This is a genomic window from Pseudoxanthobacter sp., assembly GCF_036822375.1.
Classification (GTDB): Bacteria; Pseudomonadota; Alphaproteobacteria; order Rhizobiales; family Segnochrobactraceae; genus Pseudoxanthobacter.
In genome coordinates this window covers 10,648-31,369 of the sequence record NZ_DAISHT010000013.1, presented here as the reverse complement: position 1 = coordinate 31,369, position 20,722 = coordinate 10,648, and the positions used below count along the sequence as shown (strand labels likewise).

The window sequence follows — 20,722 nt, the reverse complement described above, 5'->3', positions numbered from 1 at the left end:
GCCCCCCAAATTGCAGCCGCAAACGGCGAGCGCGTCCAAAACGCGCTTTGCAGGCGACACGACAGCCCGTCAGGATAGCGGGCCGATTGCCTTACCCGGAGAGCCTGAATGAGCGAACCTTTTGTCGCCCCGCCGGAATCCTTCGTCGAAACGACTATTGTCGACAAAGTAGGGATCATTACCCTCAAGAATCCGGCAAAGCGCAATGCGCTCAGCGAAGGACTGCTCGACGGCATCACCGACGCGCTGCATGCCTTTGCCGCTGAGGGTGCCCGCGTGGTCGTGCTGCGTGCCGATGCCGGAACCCGCGTGTGGTCGGCCGGCCACGATATTTCCGAACTGCCGCGCGGCGGCGTCGATCCGCTGCGCTATGCCGATCCGCTTGAGCGCACGCTGCGCGAAATCCGCTCGTTCCCGATGCCGGTCATCGCCATGGTGCACGGCTCGGTGTGGGGCGGCGCCTTCGACCTTGTGCTGTCGTGCGATATGATCGTGGCCGACAGCACGGCCACCTTCGCCATCACGCCGGTCAATCTCGGCCTGCCCTACAACACCACCGGCCTGCTGCACTTCCTCGGCCGCCTGCCGCTGAACCTCATCAAGGAAATGTTCTTCACCGCCTCGCCCATCAAGGCCGACGTGGCGATGCAGTGGGGCGTGGTCAATCACCTCGTGCCCGAAGATCAGCTTGAGACGTTCACCCTCGACATCGCCCACCACATGGCCACCAAGGCGCCGCTGGCCGTGGCGGTGATCAAGGAACAGCTGCGCGTGCTGACCGATTTCCAGCCGATCGCCGCGCAGGTGTTCGAGCGCATTCAGGATATGCGCCGCACGGTGTACGAGAGCGCCGACTATCAGGAAGGCATTTCGGCCTTCGAGGAAAAGCGCAAACCCGTCTTCCGCGGGCACTGAACGGCCGACGGCGCCCGGCAGCGACCAACCGGAAAATCTGAAAAAGCAATTTCCCGGTTACCCCTGCTGGGTTAGCCTTGTTACGCGGTCGCGCGGGGGCGGACCGAATCGTACTGCCGACGGCCTGTCGCTGTTCTGTGCGCGCACGCCGGCGTCAGCGTGAATCCGCCTCTGTATGCGGCATCGACCATCGTTCGCCGCGAGAGGGCAGATGACTGCCAGAAGGCTGAAATAATGGCTGTTCCCGAAGGTTCTTCTCCTTCGGTTCCGGCGCTGCTCGCTGCCATCGGCAGCGGTAGCGAAGCCATTGTCATTGCAGCCGCCGATGGCACCGTCTCCTGCCTCAGCCCGGCCGCCGCGCGTCTTCTCGGCCTGCCGGCCGGCGCCGGCCCGGGCATGCCGCTCGGCGCGCTCGTGCCGGCCGATTATCTCGCCCGCTGCCTCGCCCGCACACAGGCCGCGGGCGACGATGATGCGCCGGTCATGTCCCTTGCCGGCGGTGCGCCGGTGACGGTGCAGGCCCTTCGCAGTGGCGATGAAACCGTGCTGCGCCTGCTGCCCGCCGGCCCGGCCGCGGAGGATGCCGAGCGGCAGCGCATACAGGCCCTCATCGTTGCCCGCTCGGACCGCGCAGCCGCCGTTACCGACGACAAGCTGCGGATCGTCTACGTGAATCCGGCCCTCGTCCGCCTGACCGGACGGCGAGAGGAAGAGATTCTGCACCAGCCGCTGTGTTCCCTTTTCGCGGCCGAAGGCTGCTCGCCGGACAAGCTCGCCCAGATTCAGCAGCAGTTCGCCGAAGGCTGCGGCTATCACGGCGAGATCGAACTTGCGCCCGCCGGCACCGGCAGCATCGTGTCGCTCGCTGCCGCCATGACCCCGGTTCAGGATGACCGGGGCCAGCTTGCCAACGTGGTCGTGCTGCTCACGGAGGTGACGCGCGAGCGGGCGCTGCAGCGCCTGCAGCGCGATGTGCTGGCGCAGATGGCCGAGAACTGCGATCTGGCACGGCTGGGCACGGACCTGTGCCGCATGGTGGAGGGGCTGGCGCCGGACGTGACCTGCTCGATCGTGCTGGTCGACAGCGAAAAGAAGCTGCGCCCGCTGGCCGGCCCCGGCCTGCCCGATGGCTTCGCCGAGGCGGTCAACGGGGTGGAGATCGGACCGGAAGTCGGCACCTGCGGCGCGGCGACCTATTTCGGCCGCAGCATCATGACGCCCGACCTTGCCACCAGCCCGGCATGGAAACAGTGGAGCGCCCTGCCGCTTTCCGCCGGGCTGCGGGCGTGCTGGTCGCACCCGATCCGCCTGCAGAACGGCCGGGTTGCCGGCGCCTTCGCCCTCTATTTCCACGCCCCGCAGCAGCCCTCGTCGCAGCCTTCGTCGTGGTACCAGCAGATCGTTCAGGCCTGCCTGCACCTGTGCGCGCTGGCCATCGAGCGGCATGAAGCCCTCGATCACATCGAGCGGCTGGCCTTTTTCGATCCGCTTACCGGCCTCGCCAACCGGCGGCTGCTGCAGGAAAAAATCGTGACCGTGCTGTCGCTGGCGGCCTCGGCGCGCCGGCCGGCCTCGCTGCTGCTCATCGACATCGACCGCTTCAAGACCATCAACGACGCCCGCGGCCACACGGCCGGCGATGCCATGCTGATGGCTTTTGCCGCCCGGCTGAAAGCCGTCCTCGGGCCGGACGAGATCCTCGGCCGGCTCGGCGGCGACGAGTTCGTTATCGTCGCCCCGGACAGCGACGGCGCCGAGGCGGCGGAGCGGGCCGCGCAGGTGCTGAAGGCCATCGCCCTGCCGTTCGAGATCGACGGGCTGCTCATCCCGGTTTCCGCCAGCATCGGCATCAGCGTGTATCCGGACGACAGCGGCGATGCCAGCACCATGCTGAAGCATGCCGACACGGCGATGTTCGAGGCAAAAAGCGGGGGACGCGGACGGCTGCGGTTCTTCAACCCGGCCATGAACCGGCTGGCGCAGGAGCGCCTGCTGCTGGGCGCGGCGCTGAGCGAGGCGGTGCGCGCCAACAGGCTGCGCCTGCATTATCAGCCGCAGGTGCGGGTTTCCGACGGCATGCTTTACGGCGTCGAGGCGCTGGCCCGCTGGCATGACCCGGTGCAGGGCGATATCTCCCCCGCCAAGTTCATTCCGCTTGCCGAGGAAACCGGGCTGATCGATGCGATCACGCGCTGGGCGCTGGAGGAAGCCTGCCGCCAGCTCGCACTGTGGCGCCGCAGCGGCCTCGTGGTGCCGGGCGTTTCCGTCAACTTCTCGCCGATCAACGCGCGCGATCCGGAAATGGCACGCTACGTCGCCGGCACGCTGGCCCGGCACGGCCTCACCCCGGATCTGCTGACCATCGAGATTACCGAAAGCGTGATGGTCGACAACGACCCCGCCACGGTCGCCAACCTCGAAGCGATCCATGCCATGGGCGTCCACCTCTCCATGGACGATTTCGGCGCCGGCTATTCCAGCCTCAGTTCCATCGCCCATCTGCCGGTCAGCGAGGTGAAGATCGACCGCCAGTTCATGCTGCGCACCGAAGAGGAGGCCAATACCCGCACGGTGATCGCCGCCGTGGTGCGCATCGGCCACGGACTGGGCCTGACGGTGGTGTGCGAAGGCGTGGAAACCGAGGCGCAATACGACCTGCTGCGCGAGCTGGACTGCCACGTTGCGCAGGGTTTCCTCATTGCCCCGCCGATGAGCCCGGAGACATTCGCAACCTGGCTGGAGCACCTGCCGTGGCAGGTGCCGCCTGCGGCCGTTAGCCGTGCGCAGCCGGTGCTGAACCGGCCTGCGCCGCCGCACTGAGCCTCAGGCCGCGTCTCGCCGCGCCACGCCGCCCCTCACAACGCCGCCGCTCTCGCCAAACCGCTCTCACCAGGCCGCCACGGTGCCGTCGCTGCGCGGGTCGCTTGCCCCTTCCAGACCGCCGTCGGGATGGCGCACGAGCGCGCCGGCATGGCCCATGAGCGCGGTGAAGGGCGCGACCACCTCCACATTGTGTCCGGCGGCGGCAAGTGCCTCCACCAGCTCGGGGGCGAAGCGGTCCTCCAGCTTCAGCCCCACGCTGCCTTCGCCCCAGGTGCGGCCCAGCAGCCAGCGCGGCGCCGTCACCGCCTGTTGCAGCGGCATGCCGTAAAGACCGTAGCGCGAGAAAATGGCCGCCTGCGTCTGCGGTTGCCCTTCGCCGCCCATGGTGCCGTAAACCATGTGCCGGCCGTCGTCGAACAGCGCCATGGCCGGGTTGAGGGTGTGGAACGGCTTGCGGCCCGGCCTGAGCGCATTCCAGCCCCCGGACGCGAGGCGGAACGACGAGCCTCGGTTCTGCCACAGGATGCCCGATTGCGGCAGCACCACGCCCGAGCCGAATTCGTAGAAGATCGACTGGATCATGCTGACGGCGCGGCCAGCGGAATCGATGACGCCCAGCCACACCGTATCGCCCGGCTGGCCGGCATGGGGCCACGGCAAAGCCTGTTCCCGGTCGATACGTGCCGCGAGGGCATCGAGAATGCCGTCCGTCACCAGCTCGTCGGCCTCGATGGGCATCAGCGCCGGATCGCCGACATAGCGGTCGCGCACCATGAAGGCCTGCTTGGTGGCCTCCACCAGCCCGTGAATGTGGTCGAAGCTCTCGCCCTGCGCCACCTTCAGCCGGTCGAACAGGCCGAGGATCATCAGCGAGGAGACGCCCTGCGTCGGCGGGGCGGTGTTGTAGAGCGTTGCCCCGGAAACCCGGCACGACAGCGCATCGGTGATGGCGGCGCGGTGGTGAGCGAGATCGGCGCGCGACAGCGGGGCCCCGAGGCGCTCCAGATCGTCGCCGATCATGGCGGCGAGATCGCCGAAATAGAAGTCCTCCAGCCCGGCTTCGGCAAGCTGGGTCAGGCTTTCGGCCAGTGCCGGCTGCTTCAGCAGGGCGCCTTCGGCCGGCACTTCGTCGTCGGGCATGAAGACTTCGCCGAAGCCGGGCTGCGCATAGAGCGCATCCATCTTCTCCCGCGTCGTCTCGCTCTGCGAGCGGGTCACCGGAATGCCGCTTTCGGCATAGTGCACGGCGGCTTCCAGCAGCTTCGGCAGCCCGAGCGGCTTCGCCACCCGGCCCGAAAGCGACAGCGCCGCCGCCCAGCTCGAAACCGCGCCCGCCACCGTGTTGATGGCGAGCGGCCCGCGCTCCGGCACGCGCGACACGCCGGCCTCGCGGTAGAAATCCAGATCGGCCGCCGCCGCTGCGCGGCCGCAGGCATCGATGGCCACCGGCGGCCGGCCGGGCTCGGCCACCAGCCAGAACGCATCGCCGCCGATGCCCGTCATGTGCGGATAGAGCACCGCCAGCGCGGCGGCGGTTGCCACCGCAGCCTCCAGCGCCGTGCCGCCGGCCTTCAGCACATCGAGGCCGGCATCGGCCGCCAGACGATGCGGCGCGGTCACCATGCCGCGGCGGGAACGGGCAGTTTCAAGCATCGTTCATGTCCCGGACCGGGGGCGCGCGATTCGAGCCCGCGCCCTCCTGAGAGGCGTTTCCTTCTGGTCCGGATTTATCGGCCGCATCGCCGGCGAACACAACCGTGCCGCCGGCGATGCCTTCGTCCGCAGCCTCAGTGGCTGTCGCGCGGCAGACCGCGGGTGTGGGCGATGTCCTGATATTTCACCGCCGGTTCCAGCACCGCACCGGTTTCCATCTGGCCCACCATGGAGCGCTGAATCTCCTGCCAGGGCGTCTGGCTTTCCGGGTAGCGATAGCCGCCGGCAGCCTTCAGCGCCGCATGGCGAGCGGCCAGTTCCTCATCCGAAATCAGGATGTTGGCCGTGCCTTTTTCAAGGTCCACGCGAACCCGGTCGCCGGTCTTCAGCACGGCAAGGCCACCGCCCGCCGCCGCTTCCGGCGAGGCATTGAGGATCGACGGCGAACCGGAGGTGCCGGACTGGCGGCCGTCGCCGATGCACGGCAGCGAGTGCACGCCCTCACGGATGAGGTAGGCCGGCGGGCGCATGTTGACGACCTCCGCCGCGCCCGGATAACCGATCGGCCCGGCGCCGCGGATGAACAGCAGCGTGCGCTCGTCGATGCCGAGCGACGGATCGTCGATGCGGTGGTGGTAGTCCTCCGGCCCGTCGAACACGACCGCCCGACCCTCGAACGCCCCCGGATCGTTCGGATCGCTCAGATAGCGGTCGCGGAATTCCGGCGAGATCACGCTCATCTTCATGATGGCGGAATCGAACAGGTTGCCGCGCAGCACGCGGAAGCCGGCCTTCTCCTTCAGCGGCTCCTCAAAGACGCGGATGACGTTCGTGTCTTCGATCACCGCCTCGCGACAGTTGTCGCCGATGGACCGGCCGTTGACGGTGAGCGCCCCCTCGTGGATCAGGCCGTGCCGCATCAGCTGGCTGACCACCGCCGGCACGCCGCCGGCGTGATAATAGTCCTCGCCCAGATATTCGCCGGCCGGCTGCAGGTTGACCAGCAGCGGCACGTCTTCGCCGTAGGTCTGCCAGTCGTCGATAGAGAGTTCGACGCCGACATGGCGGGCAAGGGCATTGAGGTGGATCGGGGCGTTGGTGGAACCGCCGATGGCCGAATTGACGCGGATGGCGTTGATGAAGGCCTCGCGCGTCAGGATGTCGGAGGGCTTCAGGTCCTCATAGGCCATCTCGACGATGCGCTTGCCGGTCTCATAAGCCATCTGCTGGCGGGCGGCATAGGGCGCGGGAATGGCGGCCGAGCCCGGCAGCTGCATGCCCAGCGCCTCGGCCAGCGAATTCATCGTGGTCGCCGTGCCCATGGTGTTGCAATAGCCGGTGGAGGGGGCCGACGAAGCGACCAGCTTGATGAAGCCGGCGTAGTCGATTTCGCCGGCGGCCATCATCTCGCGCGCCTTCCACACGATGGTGCCGGAGCCGGTGCGCTCGCCCTTGAACCAGCCGTTCAGCATCGGCCCGACCGAGAGCGCGATCGCCGGCAGGTTCACGGTGGCCGCCGCCATCAGGCAGGCGGGCGTGGTCTTGTCGCAGCCGATGGTCAGCACCACGGCATCGAGGGGATAGCCGTAGAGCACCTCCACGAGGCCGAGATAGGCCAGATTGCGGTCGAGACCGGCCGTGGGGCGCTTGCCGGTTTCCTGAATCGGATGGACCGGAAACTCCAGCACGATGCCGCCGGCCTCGCGGATGCCCTCGCGCAGGCGCTGCGCCAATACCAGATGGTGGCGGTTGCAGGGCGACAGGTCGGACCCCGTCTGCGCGATGCCGATGATCGGCTTGCCGGACTGCAGCTCTTCCTGCGTCAGGCCAAAATTCAGATAGCGCTCCAGATAGAGCGCCGTCATATCGGCGTTGGCCGGGTTATCGAACCAGGCGCGGGAGCGGAATGTGCGGGCGGGCGTTTCGTTGTTGTTGTTGGTCATGGAAGATGACTTTCGGACGACGACCTTTGGGCGACGGCTTGTGGGCGGCGGCCTGACCGGGCACGAACGGCCGCAGGGCCGGGCGGGCAGACGGGGACAGAACCGGCGCGGGCCGTGACAGGGGCGCTTGCGATGCCATCGGAGGCGGGGCAAACTGGCCTGACCGGATTAGACATATGATAAGCCGCAAAAAGTCGGATGCGTCAACCTAATCATATGATAAATTGATTTCTCATCGATATCATATTGTTACGTCACAAATTGACAGAACGGGAGAGGGCCGGCGGGTGGCAGAGCAGAAGGCAGGCGGGCGACGGGTACCGCGCCCGGCAGGGGGTGCGGCACCGGCGCGGCGACGGGCGCGGCCGCGGCTGCGCGGCGAGGTGGTGTCGGTTCTGGCGCGGCGCATCCTGTCCGGGGCGGTGCCGCCGGGTGGCCTGCTGCCGCGCGAGGGCGATCTGTGCACCGAGTTCGGCGTCAGCCGCACCGTGGTGCGCGAGGCCACCAAGATGCTGGAGGCCAAAGGCCTGATCGTTTCCCGCCCGCGCGTCGGCACCGAGGTGTGTGCGCCGGAGACCTGGAACCTGCTCGATCCGGAACTGCTGGCGTGGGCGGGCGAGGATTTCCACGATCCGCGCCTCGTGCGCTCGCTCATGGAGGCGCGGCGCATCGTGGAGCCGGCGGCGGCCGCGCTGGCGGCCGAGCGCGCCACGGCGGCCGACCTCGCCGCTCTGGAAGCCGCTCTTGAGCGCATGAACGCCCTGCTGCCCCACGATGTGGAAGCCGGGGCCGAGGCCGACGTCGCTTTCCACACCGCCCTGCTGCGGGCCAGCCAGAACCATGTGCTGATCTCGCTGGCCGGCGTCATCCGCGCTGCAATGCGGGCGCTGTTCGAGCTGACGAACCGCGTCACCACCAGCCATGCCGGCGCCATGGATCTGCATGCCGAGGTGCTGGAGGCGGTGCGGCTGCGCGAGGGCGACCGCGCACGGCGGGCCATCGAAGCCATTCTGGCGGGCTCGGAGCGCGATGTCGCGGCGCTGGAAGGCGGCAGCTAACCGACCAGCAAGGCCTGCCGCGCTAAGGATGGCCTTCACGGCCCGCATTTGCGTCGCGGGCCGCGAGCGCGGAGCCCTGCCCGAATGATATCCGACCCGACCGCCGCCGAACGCGCCCGCCAGACCGAGCGGGCCGGCTTTCTCGCCGCCGCCGGCCTTGAGGGCGCCCGCCTTGCGGCGCTGCCCGCCGATGCCTCGCCGCGCCGCTATTTCCGCGTGGAAGGCGCGCCGGAGCCCCGCCTGCTGATGGACGTGCCGCCCGGATCGGCGGATTTTCCGCCGTTCATCGCCATCGCCGGTCACCTCTGCCGGCTGGGCCTGTCCGCGCCGCGCATCTTCGTGGCCGATGCCGCCCGGGGGCTGGCGCTGATCGAGGATTTCGGCCCGGATACCTTCACCCGCCTCATTGCCGCCGGCCGCCCCGAGGCCCCGCTCTACAGCCTTGCGGTCGATGCGCTCGTGGCTCTGCACACCGCACCCGGTGCCCTCGCCCTGTCGCTGCCAGCCTACGATTTCGGTCCGCTGACCGAGGAACTGGTGATGTTCACCGACTGGTATGTGCCGGCGGTGGACCCGGCCGCCGATATCGCTGCCTTCCGGGCCGATTTTCTCGCCCTCTGGCACGAGGCCCTTGCCGATCTTGCCGGCCGGCGCGAGGCGGTGGTGCTGCGCGACTATCACGTCGACAACCTGATGGTCATTGCCGGGCGCACGGGCGTGGCGGCCTGCGGCCTGCTGGATTTTCAGGATGCCCTCACCGGCTCCGCCGCCTACGATCTGGTCTCCCTGACGCAGGATGCCCGCCGCGACCTCGCCCCCGGTCTGGAAGACGCGCTGGTCGCCCGCTATCTCGCCCGGCGACCGCAGATCGACACCGCCCGTTTCAGCGCCGATTACTGGCTGATCGCCGCCCACCGCCACACCAAGATCGCCGGCAATTTCGAGCGTCTGTCGAAGCGCGACGGCAAGCACGGCTATCTCGTCCACATTCCCCGCGTGCTGCGCCTGCTCGACCGCGCCCTCGATGAGGCCGGGCTGACGGCGATCCGCGCTTTTCTTGAAAACCGCCTGCCGGGCTGGCGCGATTACACCCCGACGCACGCCGGCGGAGCCTGACGCGATGACCGCGCAGAGCCTGCTCACCCTGCATTGCGGTGCGCTTTCGGCCGGCGTGCTGCCGTCCGGCGGCGCCCTTGCCTTTCTGCGCTCGCACGGCCCGGCCGGGGCAACCGACTGGCTGCGTCCGGCGCCCGTCAATCCCGCCTCGCCGCTTCAGGCGGCCTCGTTCGCCATGGTGCCGTTCTTCAGCCGCATCGCCGATGGGCCAGAAGCCGGCGGCCGCCGCGCCCGCCTTGCGCCGGCCGGCCATGGTTTCAGCCATGCAATCCATGGCTTCGGCTGGCTTTCTCTGTGGTCGGTTGAGGAATGCAGCGCCACCGCCGTGCAACTTCTCCACGACAACGGCGGCCTGCCGGCGCAGCTCTGGCCATGGCGCTACCGCGCCGTGCAGCGTCTTGAACTGGACGCCGACGGGCTGCACATTGCCCTGAGCCTGACCAACATCGACGAGGTGCCGATGCCGGCCGGCCTCGGGTTGCACCCGTTCTTCCCGGCCGGCGGCCTTTGTCTTGAGACCACCGCAGACGCCATGCATGTGATGGATGCCGCGGGGCTGCCGTGCGCCGCCGATGCCCGCGCCCCGGCGCTGGACGCCTTCCGCAAGGGGAAGCCGCTGCCGTGCGGGCTCGACAACATCTTCGAGGGCTGGAGCGGACGCGCCCTGCTGCGCTGGCCGCACGGCCGGCTGGCATTGACAGCCGCAGGCTGCGACTTCCTGTGCGTCTATTCCCCGCCCGATGCCGGCTTCGCCTGCGTCGAGCCGGTGACCCACACCACCAATGCCGCCCGATTCGGTCCGGTTCCGTGGGGCCGCAGCGGGGCGCGCACGCTCCTCCCCGGCGAGACGATGACCATCGCCGTGCATTTTCGTCCGCTGCCGGAGGCGTGAGCCGACCGGGCCCGTTTGCCGGCAAAAGCCGCGCCTGCGCTGGACTTATGCGCCCCGCCCCGCCCGCTTGTGCACCGCAGCGGCCCGGACGGCGGTTGATCGAGCGCAAAGGCAGGGTTGCTCATGGGACCTACAGTCTCTTTCGGACAGGGCCAGAGGATGGCCCCGGCGGAACGGCGGCATCGGTCCGGCGCCCCGCTGCAAGGCAAAAGCAAAGCGGAAGGAGACCATATCATGTTGTTCGAAGTCGAAGGCGACATCCTGCTGAGCCGGGCACAGGCCATTGCACACGGTGTCGCGCCGAATGACCACTTCAACAACGGCCTCGCGCTTGCCCTGCATGAGAAATACCCGGCAATGGCGAAGGAATTCCGCCATTATTGCCAGCAGAATTCGCCCGAACCCGGCGAAGCCCATGTGTGGGGCGGTGCGGCGGCGGACGGACAGCCGGTGCACATCGTCAGCCTGATGACGCAGGAGCCTGCGGCCGGTGCCGGCGGCAAGCCCGGCAAGGCCACGCTGCCCCATGTGAACCATGCGCTGAAGGCGCTCGCCCGCATCGTGCGTAAGGAGAAGTTCACCTCGCTCGCCATGCCCCGCCTTGCCACCGGCGTCGGCGGACTGGCGTGGGAGGACGTGAAGCCGCTCCTCGAAAAGCACCTCGGCGATCTCGACATTCCGATTTACGTTTACGTCACCTTCCACGCCGGCATGTCGGCGGCGGAGAAGGTGCCGGCCACGGCCTGACCGCTTTGCCGCATTGAACCGGCCTGCCTTCCGGCCCCGTCGCATTCCCGCGGCGGGGCCTTTTTCTGTTGCCGTCAGCCGCCCGCGGCCTGCCCCGGCAGGCCGGCAATGATGGCTGCAAACCACAGCACCAGAAAATACAGCACCGTCAGCAGCGCATCGATCTGCCCGTTGCCGCGATAAAGCCGCCGCACCGCACCGGACAGCGCCAGTGCTGCCGTGCCGACGCCGGACCAGCAGAAGATCGCAACCGGCGGCGTGATCCGCCGCGCACGGGTGCGCCAGAACGCGAAGAACGGCATCACCCCGGCCACGGCCGGCGCCCGGCCGCCGCCGCTGCGCCGATAGACGGCCAGCGCCAGCACCAGCAGACCGAGCGCCACCGTGACCACCATGGCAATCGTCGGCCCGGCGCGCCAGTAGGCATAGATATCCTCCAGCGACATGCCCTGCCAGACGAGCCCGGCGGCAAAGCGCGGATCGATGGCGGCTGCCACCGGCGCCATCAGCGGCTGCGGAAAATAGGACAGCAGCAGAATGCCGGCGACCAGCACCACCTGCGGCACCAGCAGCGCCAGCGGGGCCTCGCGCAGCCCGCCCGCCTCCTCCGCCGCCCCCCGCCGCGGGCCGAAGAACAGCCCCAGCGCCATCTGCCCCATATAGAGAAAGCCGATGAACGTGGCGATGAGCGCGGCAATCGCCATGTCCCACCAGCCACGGTCGATCATGGCCGCAATCAGCAGCCACTTGCCGCCGAAGCCGGCCAGCGGCGGCAGCCCGCTCATGGCGATGAGGGCAAGGATGGTCGTGGCGGCGGTCACCGGCATGGCCCGGCCAAGCCCCCCCAGCGCCGGAAGCGAACGGCTGCCGGCCCGCAGGCCAATGCCCGCGACCGCCAGAAACAGCGTGCCCTTTACCATCAGATGGGTGGCGGTGAGATAGAGCGTCGTCACCCAGCCGATATGGCTCATCAGACCAACGGCGGTGATGATGTAGCCGAGCTGGCTCATGCTGGAATAGGCCAGCAGCTTCTTGGCATCGTCCTGCGCCAGCGCCATCAGGGCACCGGCGAAGGTGGTGGCAAGGCCGATCCACGCCATCAGATAAGCCGCATTGAGCCCGGCCGACGAGCGGATGGCCAGATAGGCCGCGGCCAGAAGGCCGAACACCGCCAGTTTGGTGACCACCGCCGAGAGCATCGCCGAGAAATCGTCTTCCGCCGCGCTGTGGGCCGCCGGCAGCCAGATGTGCACGCCGAATGCCGCCAGCTTGATGAGAAAGCCGATGGCCAGCAGCACGAAGGCAATCACGCTTTCCGGCCCCGCAAGGCCGAGTGCGGCCAGCTGCAGGGTGCCGTTGGCAGCGAAGGCGAACGCGAAGCCGGCCAGCACGAAGAATGCCGAGGCGAGCGAGAACAGCAGGAAGGTGAGGGCCGCCGGGCCGGCCGACGGCTTGCGGGCGATGAGGAAGAAGCTCGCCAGCGTCACCACCTCCCATTGCAGGAAAAAATCGAGGCTGGTGAGCGAGGCCACGGCCGCCACGATGCCCAGCAGCAGCACGGCCAGCAGCGCGTGATAGCCGCTGCGCCGGTCGCCGCGATAAAGCGAGGCGATCGCCAGCACGCCGCCCCCGCTGGCAATGACGATATCGAACAGGCGCGGCAGCCCTTCGACATCGCGCACCAGCCACACGCTGCCGGCTGCCACCAGCCCCAGCATGACGAGGCCCTTGAGCCGTCCGGGCAGCGGATCGAGCGCGGCAAGAAACAGCCCCGCCAGAAGCGGCACGGCAAGGCGCGTCAGGTCCGCGCCGGCCAGCAGCGCCGCGCCCGCGCCCGCCGCCGCCAGCAGACCGAGTGCCAGCGCCAGCGGCAGAGCGTGCACCGCGCCGGCCCCGCGCAGGTCCGGGGCCTCGCCATCCTGCAGCGCGCGCAGGAACCAGCGCGCCATGTAGGTCGCCTCCAGCATCGACCCCGCCAGCACGACCGCAATGGCAAGGCCGTGGCCCTCGCCGGCCAGCAGCATCACCAGCTGCCACTTGGCGAAGAAGCCCGGAAACGGCGGCAGGCCGCTGATGGCGATGACCAGCGCGGCAAAGGCCAGCAGCAACAGCGGCCGGCGGGAAAGGCCGTTCCAGTCGCCCGCCTGCTCGCGCCCCACCAGCCCGGCCAGCCAGAACAGCCCGGCTTTGGCCAGAAGATGGTTGAGAAAAAGACCGCCCACCACCAGCGGCAGCGCCGCGATCTCGTCGTTCTGCACCAGCAGCACCAGCGCGAAAAGCCCCAGCGCCATCTGCCCGATGGACGACGACCCCAGCATGCGCTGCACATTGCGCTGCGCCAGACCGGCCAGATTGGCCCCGATGAAGGTGACGCCGGCGGCGACCGCAATCAGGGTCTCGTAGCCGGCGAAAAGCGGCAGCAGCTTCAGGATGGCGAAGAACAGGCCGGCGGAAACGCCGGCCGACATCAGCGCCCCCAGACCGGCCGGCGCCGTTTCATAAACATCCAGCGCCCAGCCATTGGCCGGAAACGGCTTCATCTCCAGCAGAAGCCCGGCCAGCAGCATCATCAGCCCGGTGAACCCCACCGGCCCGGTAATGGCCACGCGCGCATCGATGAGATTATCGATGTTGAGGCTGCCCGTGACGTTATAGAGCAGCGCCGTTCCGAGCAGGATCAGCGTGGAGGCGACCACCGTCGCCATGATGTATTTGAAGCCGGCCGCCAGCGCCCGCCCTCCGGCCCCGAATGCCAGAAGGCCGTAGGTGGCGATGGAGACGATTTCCAGAAAGACGAACAGGTTGAAGAGATCGCGCGTCATGATGAGGCCGTTCAGGCCCATGACAAGCAGAAGATAGAGCGTGAGGGCGCCATAATGCCCGCGGAACCGCCGCCACAGCGGCAGCGCGCCGGCCAGTGCAACGAGGCTGACCGGGGCTGCAAACAGCCCTTCCCACCAGCCGAAGCGCAGGTTGATGGCAATCGGCGGCACGGCACCCGCCGTCAGAACCTCGAACGGCTCGCCGCCCTGAAGAACGGCGGCAAATGCGAGCGCCGCCACCAGCGCAATGCCGCCGAGCGCAAGCCAGAACACGGCACCGGACGCGCGCGCCCCGAGACGCGCGGCAAGCGGCATGAGGAAGCCGCCGCCGAGCCCGAGGAGAAAGATGTTCAGCGGCTGAACGAAGCTCGCTACCATTTCTGCTCCGTGAAGGCATCGATATCGAGCGTCTTCTTCGCCTGCCACAGGCGGATGGCGTAGGCCAGCATCACGGCAGTCACGGAAAAACCAATCACGATCGCCGTCACCACCAGCGCCGAGGGCACGGGATCGACCGACCGCGCCACCGCCTCGCCGGCCGGCAGCGCCGCATCCAGAATCGGCGCCGTGCCGCCGGTGACATAGCCCGTCGCCACCATGACGATATGAACGCCGGTATCGATGAGCGAGAAGCTGATGATGATGCGCAGGATGTTGCGCCGGGTCAGCAGGCCCCAGAGCCCGATGAGCATCAGGCCGAAGCCTGTTGCCAGCACGATGTGCGAGACCGCTCCCGTCATGGCGTGTGCCCTGTGCCTCCGCCGCTGTCAGAGATGAAACCGGTCGAGAATGACGCTGAGTTCCGCCCCGACCTTGATGCCGAGCAGAGCGGAAATCAGCGGAATGGCGCCGGCGCTCATCACCGCGCCGAAGGTGCCGAGCGGCAGGATGCGGTTATCCAGAAAGCCGTCGGCAACCAGCAGGCCGAGAATGCCGGTCAGCACATAGAACACGCCGGCCGAGGATTCGATCAGGCTGAGCAGCTTCTGCTTCAGCCGCGTCTGCGGCCGCGTCACCAGCAGCAGCATCGTGCCCGAGGCAACGATCGCCCCGCCCTGAAAGCCGCCGCCCGCCGAAAGGTGACCGTGCAGGATCACGTAGGCCCCGAACAGGAAAATCAGCGGCAGCAGCACTTCCATGCCGGTGCGCACGATCTCGCCCGCCGGTTGCAGCGGCGGCTGTGCCGCGCTGGCCGTGGCCTCATCGGCGGTCTCGTCGCCCGCCGCCTCGCCCGGGGCCTTCGTCAGAAGAATGCCGACCCCTGCGGCCACCATGAACAGCACGGCCACCTCGCCCAGCGTGTCGAAGCCGCGATAGGTGATGAGAATGCCCGTCACCACATTGGGCAGCCCCAGTTCCTGCGGTCCGCGGCCGACATAAAAGGCGGCCAGCGGCCGCAGCGCCGTCTGCTCGCTGTAGCCGATCACCACCGCAGCCGCGACGATGGCAAAGAGAAAAACCGCCAGACCCGCCAGCACCGTTCGCATCAGCGCCCCTCCCCTGCGCCGGTCCGCGCCTTCGCCTCATCCTCCGCAAGCTGGTCGACGACCGTGGCCGGCATCATCGGCGTGCGGATGCGGTGCGCCGCCCGCGACAGGGCCTGGGAAGAGACCGGATTGGTGAGCAGCACAAACAGGGCGATCAGCGCCAGCTTGAACGCCCAGCCGGGGTGATAGAGCGCCAGGCCGCCCAGCACCAGAACGGTGCCGAGCGTCGTCGCCTTGGTGCCGGCCTGCAGGCGGGTATAGGCATCCGGCATGCGCAGCACGCCCAGCCCGGCGGCAAACAGAAACAGCGCCCCGGCCAGCACCACGAGACTGCCGGCAATTTCGCGCAGATCGCTCACGACCGGCCTCCGTCGCTGCCGCGTCCGGCGCCGCCCGCCCCGTCATCCCCGCCCCCGGTCTTGCGCAGCGCATAGAGAAACACGAACGTGGAAAGCCCGGCCCCGATGGCCGCCTCGGCCATGGCCACATCCGGCGCGGCGAGCAGCAGATAGACGACGGACGCGAACAGGCTGGCAAGCCCGGCCGCGATCAGCGCCGGCAGCACGCGGCCCATGGCAACCGCCAGCACGCCGGAGAACAGAATGGCCGCGCACAGCACCAGCACGAACACGCCGGCCATCGTCACAGCCCCCGCTCCAGATAGCGCGCAACGGCCAGCACCGCGAGGAACGACAGCCCGCCATAGACAAGCGCCACATCGAGATAAAGAAACCGCCCCGAAAGATGCGCATAGAGCGCGATGAGGCTGATGGCGATGATTGTCAGCATGTCGATCGCCACAACCCGGTCGATCACACTGCGCCCGATCGCCAGACGAACCACCGCACACAGAATGCCGCCGAGGATCAGAACCCCGGCGAAGCTCAGGATGATCTCAGCCAAAAGCAGCCTCCAGATGGCGTTCGAACGGGGCGGCGATCCGGGCGGTGGCGGTTTCGATATCGGTGGCATCGGCGTTGAGGCAGTGGATATAGAGAATGTCGCCCTCGTAGCCCAGCACCAGAGAACCGGGGGTGAGGGCGATGGCGTTGGCCAGTGCCAGCCGGCCGAGCGGCGAGGTCAGCCGCGTGCGGACCCGCACGATGCCGGGCGCGATGGCGATGCGGCGGCCGAACACGATTCGCAGCATGGCGATGTTTGCCCGCACCAGCGCCACCGCGAACACCGCCAGAAAGACGACCAGTGCCCGGAGACCCGCCGGAGACCAGCACACCTGCCGCCACACCGGGCTGATCTGCACGAACCACGCCGCGAGGCCGGCCGAAACCGCAAGGCCGAGCAGGGCGATGTCGACGGCGAGTTCCGAGGCAATCGCCATCCATGCGGCGAACAGAAGGACCGAGAGCGTTATGAAGCCGCCCGCACGGCTGCCGCCGGGTGCCGTGCCGTTGCCTGCTGTCACCGGTTTTCCTCGCCCTTCTGTGCGGCAGAGCCCGCGCGGCTCTTCCGCCCTGTGCACCCCTTGGGAGACTGCCCCATCATCACCATATCCCGGGCCGGCGAGGCAAGGCAGGGTTTCGTGAGCGGCAGACCCGCAGCGCGGGGCGCCTGCGGGCATTGGGCGCGGTGCGGCGGGCCGAAAAGGCGCCTAGAGCATATCAGCCCGCGAAAGAGCCGCCCGGCGAAACGCCTTTGCCCGTTGCGCGTCTTCGATGGCAGTCTGTTTTCCGTCCCGCCTGCCCGCCATCTTTGAGGCGCAGTCCGGCGCGGCGGCACAAAGGAGCGATGGACCATGCACAATGTCGGCACCTTTGACCGCCTGTTGCGGGCCGCAGTCGGGCTGGCCCTGCTGGCGCTGCTGGTCTGGGGCACCGGCCACTGGCGGTGGGTGGGCCTGTTCGGCACCATTCCGCTGTTCACGGCGCTGACCGGCTTCTGCCCGCTCTATCAGATCTTCGGGCTCAGCACGGCCGGCGCATCGGGCCGGCTCAGAACGCGGCGGGTCGACGATCAGGTGTCCGTCAGCGTGGCGTTGCGGCCTTCGGATCTGCCGGCCGTGAAGGCGGCCGGCTTCGTCGCCATCATCAGCAGCCTGCCGGACGACGAAGCCGCCGTGAAGGCCGCCGACATGCAGGCCCGCGCCCGCGACCTGGGCCTTGCCTACACGCACATCCCCGTCTCCGGCAGCGCGATCACCCGCGATATGGTGCGCCGGTTTTCCAAGAAGCTCGGCTCCACCCGCGGGCCGGTGCTGATCCACTGCCGCAGCGGCGCCCGCTCGATGACGCTCTGGGCCGTGAGCCAGCTCGTGGACGGGCGGATGAGCGAAGACGAGGTGAAGGCCGCCGCCGCCCGGTGCGGCTACAATGTCGGCGGCGCGGTGGCCATCGCGCGCGGCCTCGGTGCCCGGAAGGGCGCGGCGTAGTTGCCTGTTTCGCCCCGCGCGGCAGATACGCACGATCAGCCTTCGTCAGGCCGCGGGCGGGCTGTTATGATTTCGTTCTGCGCGACCGGCTTTCCCGCCCGCCTGCCGGCGAAGAAGCCTCGCGAACGGAGCCATGCGGGATGACATTTGCCGCCACCACCTTCACGCCCCTCGCCTCGCTGGCGGGCGGCGCCCTCATCGGCCTTGCGGCTGTTCTGCTGATGCTGACCCTCGGCCGCATCGCCGGTCTGTCGGGCATTCTCGGCGGGCTGCTGCCCGCAGTCGGCGATGCCGGCGACCGCGGCTGGCGGGCGGCCTTTCTGGGCGGCGCCATCGCAGCCCCGGTTCTGATCTTTCTCGCCACCGGATGGCGGCCGGCCGTGACGGTGGAAGCCGGGCCGCTGCTGATCGTCGCCAGCGGGCTGCTGGTCGGCATCGGCGTCGGCATCGGCTCCGGGTGCACCTCCGGCCACGGCGTCTGCGGGCTGGCGCGCTTCTCCCGCCGCTCTCTGGTCGCCACGCTGGTGTTCATGGCCACGACGGCGCTGACCGTGTTCGTCACCCGCCACCTGATCGGAGCCTGAAGGCGATGCCGCTTCTTGCCGCCCTGCTCATCGGCCTCGTGTTTGGCGCGGGCATTTCCCTCGCCGGCATGGATGACCCTGCAAAGGTGCTGAATTTCTTCGACTTTGCCGCCATTTCCAACGGCATTGCGCCGCTCGCCGGCAGTCCGGCCGCCGCCGGCGGCGGCACGGGCTGGGATCCGAGCCTTGCCTTTGTGATGGGCGGCGCGCTGGTCGTGACCGCGATCGGCTACCGGCTGGTGTGGCGGCGCGGCCGTCCGCTCATGGATACCCGGTTCCGCCTGCCGGCAACAACGGTCATCGACCGGCCTCTGGTGCTGGGATCGGCCATTTTCGGCCTCGGCTGGGGGCTGGCCGGCTTCTGCCCCGGCGGCGCCATTCCGGCGCTCGGCGTTTCGCTGACCGACGCCGCGCTGTGGCAGCCGGCGGTGTTCGTGGCCACCCTTGCCGCCGGCCTCGCCATCGGCCGGGTGCTGAAGGCGCGGATGAGCCGGCCGCCTCAGGTCGCCTCGCCTCAGTGCCGCGCATCCACGCCCGCGCGATAGCGCGTGGCGACCTGCGCCATCAGGGCGGTGGACCAGCCGAACATCAGGATCCCGGCCCCCGCCGTCATCGGCGCCAGCAGCCGGGATGAGGGGCTTGGCAATATATCGCCATAGCCGAGCGTCGTATAATTGACGAAGGCAAAGTAAAACACATCGGCCGGATCCGCACTGGTGCCTGTATAGAGATAGGCCAGAGACCAGAACCAGATCTCGATGCAGTGCGCAATCATCATCACCACGGAGACGACCGAGAGCGCCGTCATCAGGCGGAACCAAATCGTTCGTTCCGCCAGCCGGATGATCGGCCGGCGCAGGGTGACCAACAGCATCGTGGCGGAGGCGTGGACAACGATGCCCAGCACCGCGACAAGGATGCCGACCAGCAGGTGACCGGCAACCAGCTCCATATTGGCGGCATTCAGATCGAACACCACCGGATGCACGCGCGCGGCAAGGGGCAGCAGATCGGGCAGCCTGTCGGCGAGCGGGACGACCGGTGCGCTCATGAGCGGCCGCCATGGGTGTCGCCGCCGTCCGGCCGGTCGAACACGGCCAGATGGCGCGACAGGATCTGCGCCATGATCGCCGTCGACCATCCGAACATCAGAATGCCGGATCCGGCCGCCACCGGCCCGAGCAGCCGGCTTTCCGGCGCCGGCAACATGTCGCCGTAGCCGAGCGTCGTGTAATTGACGAAGGCGAAATAGAACGCATCCAGCGGATTTCCGACCGTTCCGATCCAGATATAGGCCCGCGCCCAGAGCACGATTTCAAGAATATGGGCGACCATCAGCACAACCAGCGCAGCGCTCATGACCAGCACCAGACGCCGCTGGTAATTGCGGCGCGTAACCGGTGGAATGTGCAGGCGCAGGAAAGCCAGCACGAACGTTGCCCCGCCATGGATGAAGATGCTCGCGACGGCGACGGCAACGCCGAGGGCGATTTCTCCTGCCAGCCACTCCACTTCTGCCCCCTCCCCCGGCGGTCCCGCGGCATGCGGCGTTGCGGGCCCCGCACAAGGCTTTCCTGAAACAGTCTTTCAGACAATGATGCCACAGACGGTTAAACAATCCGGTGACCGGCTCACTGCGGAGGAATCCTCGTGCCCATCAGCGCCTTCTCGTCCCGCCATGCCCCGGCCCCGGGCGGGCACTATTCGCAGGGCACACGGGCCAACGGTCTGATATTCGTTTCCGGCCAGCTTCCGGTTTCGGCCGCGGGAACGGGCGATCCCGGCGCCCCGTTCGCCGATCAGGCACGGCAGGCGCTGGCCAATGTGCTGGCGGTTGTGGAAGCCGGCGGCGGCTCGCCGGGCAGCATCGCCCGGCTGACCGTCTATCTGGCCGACATCGCCGACTGGGCCGCCTTCGATGCCGTTGCCGCCGAAGTGCTGGGCAATGCCCGGCCGGCGCGCACCGTCGTGCCGGTTGCCGGCCTTCACCACGGTTACCGGGTGGAAATCGACGCCATCGCCGCCGCCGAGTGGCGCTGAGGTTTCAGAGCCGGCGGAAGGGAGTGGCCAGCCCGGCTGCGGCTTCTCCGCCCGGGCCGGAAAGGCGTTGCGCCAGACGAAATTCTGCCGCGCGCGGCAGCGGCATATGCGCGCCGGCAAGAGAAGGCGCCGGCCGCGATGCCGTACGGACTGTTGCAGTGGCCGTGCACGGCGCGGTGAGGCCGGCCGCAACCGGGCGCGCGGCAGCCGTGCCAGGGACCGACAGGCTTGCCGCGGGCCGGCTCGCAGCAGCCGG

21 protein-coding genes are annotated in these 20,722 nt (G+C 68.5%); 10 read left to right on the top strand and 11 right to left on the bottom strand.

Annotated elements, in window-relative coordinates:
* The first annotated feature begins 108 nt into the window (after positions 1 to 108).
* Both scpB and V7067_RS02985 read left to right on the top strand, forming a co-directional pair.
* Positions 109 to 915 carry a methylmalonyl-CoA decarboxylase gene (scpB, locus tag V7067_RS02990; RefSeq protein WP_334174390.1) on the top strand — a complete coding sequence of 269 codons (807 nt, stop codon included), beginning with the start codon at positions 109 to 111 and terminating at the stop codon, positions 913 to 915.
* Between the two features lie 234 nt (positions 916 to 1,149).
* The gene (locus tag V7067_RS02985; RefSeq protein WP_334174389.1) at positions 1,150 to 3,735 is read left to right on the top strand and encodes an EAL domain-containing protein; all 2,586 of its coding nucleotides are present in this window, start codon (positions 1,150 to 1,152) and stop codon (positions 3,733 to 3,735) included.
* Between the two features lie 66 nt (positions 3,736 to 3,801).
* Here the strand turns inward: V7067_RS02985 and V7067_RS02980 are convergent, their stop codons facing one another.
* On the bottom strand, positions 3,802 to 5,391 hold the full coding sequence (locus tag V7067_RS02980; protein ID WP_334174388.1) for a gamma-glutamyltransferase family protein: 1,590 nt from the start codon (positions 5,389 to 5,391) through the stop codon (positions 3,802 to 3,804).
* A 134-nt stretch (positions 5,392 to 5,525) separates the two neighbouring features.
* On the bottom strand, positions 5,526 to 7,334 hold the full coding sequence (locus V7067_RS02975; protein WP_334174387.1) for an IlvD/Edd family dehydratase: 1,809 nt from the start codon (positions 7,332 to 7,334) through the stop codon (positions 5,526 to 5,528).
* Between the two features lie 383 nt (positions 7,335 to 7,717).
* Here V7067_RS02975 and V7067_RS02970 point away from each other — a divergent pair, with 383 nt between their 5' ends.
* The 4 genes from V7067_RS02970 (at position 7,718) to V7067_RS02955 (ending at position 11,147) form a co-directional block, all read left to right on the top strand.
* On the top strand, positions 7,718 to 8,392 hold the full coding sequence (locus V7067_RS02970; RefSeq protein ID WP_334174386.1) for a FadR/GntR family transcriptional regulator: 675 nt from the start codon (positions 7,718 to 7,720) through the stop codon (positions 8,390 to 8,392).
* Between the two features lie 84 nt (positions 8,393 to 8,476).
* The gene (locus V7067_RS02965; RefSeq protein ID WP_334174385.1) at positions 8,477 to 9,508 is read left to right on the top strand and encodes a phosphotransferase; all 1,032 of its coding nucleotides are present in this window, start codon (positions 8,477 to 8,479) and stop codon (positions 9,506 to 9,508) included.
* 4 nt (positions 9,509 to 9,512) lie between these two features.
* Positions 9,513 to 10,400 (top strand): hypothetical protein, encoded by an 888-nt coding sequence (locus tag V7067_RS02960; protein ID WP_334174384.1) that lies wholly within the window; start codon positions 9,513 to 9,515, stop codon positions 10,398 to 10,400.
* A gap of 234 nt (positions 10,401 to 10,634) precedes the next feature.
* Positions 10,635 to 11,147 (top strand): macro domain-containing protein, encoded by a 513-nt coding sequence (locus tag V7067_RS02955; RefSeq protein ID WP_334174383.1) that lies wholly within the window; start codon positions 10,635 to 10,637, stop codon positions 11,145 to 11,147.
* A gap of 74 nt (positions 11,148 to 11,221) precedes the next feature.
* Here V7067_RS02955 and V7067_RS02950 read toward each other — a convergent pair whose 3' ends face one another.
* Genes V7067_RS02950 through V7067_RS02920 form a run of 7 tightly spaced genes read right to left on the bottom strand, consistent with a single transcriptional unit; the run spans position 11,222 to position 16,879 of the window.
* The gene (locus V7067_RS02950; protein WP_334174382.1) at positions 11,222 to 14,347 is read right to left on the bottom strand and encodes a proton-conducting transporter membrane subunit; all 3,126 of its coding nucleotides are present in this window, start codon (positions 14,345 to 14,347) and stop codon (positions 11,222 to 11,224) included.
* Positions 14,341 to 14,709: a cation:proton antiporter subunit C gene (locus V7067_RS02945; RefSeq protein ID WP_334174381.1), complete on the bottom strand. Its 369-nt coding sequence runs from the start codon at positions 14,707 to 14,709 to the stop codon at positions 14,341 to 14,343. The genes V7067_RS02950 and V7067_RS02945 overlap by 7 nt, the downstream gene beginning before the upstream one ends.
* A gap of 27 nt (positions 14,710 to 14,736) precedes the next feature.
* Positions 14,737 to 15,456: a hydrogen gas-evolving membrane-bound hydrogenase subunit E gene (gene mbhE / locus V7067_RS02940; RefSeq protein ID WP_334174380.1), complete on the bottom strand. Its 720-nt coding sequence runs from the start codon at positions 15,454 to 15,456 to the stop codon at positions 14,737 to 14,739.
* Complete coding sequence (mnhG, locus tag V7067_RS02935; RefSeq protein WP_334174379.1) at positions 15,456 to 15,815, bottom strand: monovalent cation/H(+) antiporter subunit G; 360 nt, start codon at positions 15,813 to 15,815, stop codon at positions 15,456 to 15,458. Before mnhG ends, mbhE begins: the two co-directional genes overlap by 1 nt.
* Positions 15,812 to 16,096 carry a hydrogenase subunit MbhD domain-containing protein gene (locus tag V7067_RS02930; protein WP_334174396.1) on the bottom strand — a complete coding sequence of 95 codons (285 nt, stop codon included), beginning with the start codon at positions 16,094 to 16,096 and terminating at the stop codon, positions 15,812 to 15,814. The genes mnhG and V7067_RS02930 overlap by 4 nt, the downstream gene beginning before the upstream one ends.
* A 2-nt stretch (positions 16,097 to 16,098) precedes the next feature.
* Positions 16,099 to 16,359: a monovalent cation/H+ antiporter complex subunit F gene (locus V7067_RS02925; RefSeq protein ID WP_334174378.1), complete on the bottom strand. Its 261-nt coding sequence runs from the start codon at positions 16,357 to 16,359 to the stop codon at positions 16,099 to 16,101.
* Entirely contained in the window at positions 16,352 to 16,879 is a 528-nt protein-coding gene (locus V7067_RS02920) for a Na+/H+ antiporter subunit E (RefSeq protein WP_334174377.1), read from the bottom strand. Before V7067_RS02920 ends, V7067_RS02925 begins: the two co-directional genes overlap by 8 nt.
* 330 nt (positions 16,880 to 17,209) lie before the next feature.
* Here V7067_RS02920 and V7067_RS02915 point away from each other — a divergent pair, with 330 nt between their 5' ends.
* The 3 genes from V7067_RS02915 to V7067_RS02905 all read left to right on the top strand — a co-directional run bounded on the left by V7067_RS02915 (position 17,210) and on the right by V7067_RS02905 (position 18,971).
* On the top strand, positions 17,210 to 17,842 hold the full coding sequence (locus V7067_RS02915) for a TIGR01244 family sulfur transferase (protein WP_334174376.1): 633 nt from the start codon (positions 17,210 to 17,212) through the stop codon (positions 17,840 to 17,842).
* Positions 17,843 to 17,982: 140 nt separating this feature from the next.
* Positions 17,983 to 18,426, top strand: coding sequence for a YeeE/YedE family protein (locus V7067_RS02910; protein WP_334174375.1), 444 nt, complete (start codon positions 17,983 to 17,985; stop codon positions 18,424 to 18,426).
* Between the two features lie 5 nt (positions 18,427 to 18,431).
* Positions 18,432 to 18,971, top strand: a complete 540-nt coding sequence (locus tag V7067_RS02905) for a DUF6691 family protein (RefSeq protein WP_334174374.1) — start codon at positions 18,432 to 18,434, stop codon at positions 18,969 to 18,971.
* Here V7067_RS02905 and V7067_RS02900 read toward each other — a convergent pair.
* Entirely contained in the window at positions 18,941 to 19,477 is a 537-nt protein-coding gene (locus V7067_RS02900; RefSeq protein WP_334174373.1) for a potassium channel family protein, read from the bottom strand. The two genes, V7067_RS02905 and V7067_RS02900, sit on opposite strands and share 31 nt — an antisense overlap.
* On the bottom strand, positions 19,474 to 19,938 hold the full coding sequence (locus tag V7067_RS02895) for a potassium channel family protein (RefSeq protein ID WP_334174372.1): 465 nt from the start codon (positions 19,936 to 19,938) through the stop codon (positions 19,474 to 19,476). Before V7067_RS02895 ends, V7067_RS02900 begins: the two co-directional genes overlap by 4 nt.
* Before the next feature lie 138 nt (positions 19,939 to 20,076).
* Here V7067_RS02895 and V7067_RS02890 point away from each other — a divergent pair, with 138 nt between their 5' ends.
* Positions 20,077 to 20,466 carry a RidA family protein gene (locus V7067_RS02890; protein WP_334174371.1) on the top strand — a complete coding sequence of 130 codons (390 nt, stop codon included), beginning with the start codon at positions 20,077 to 20,079 and terminating at the stop codon, positions 20,464 to 20,466.
* The last annotated feature ends 256 nt before the right edge of the window (positions 20,467 to 20,722 follow it).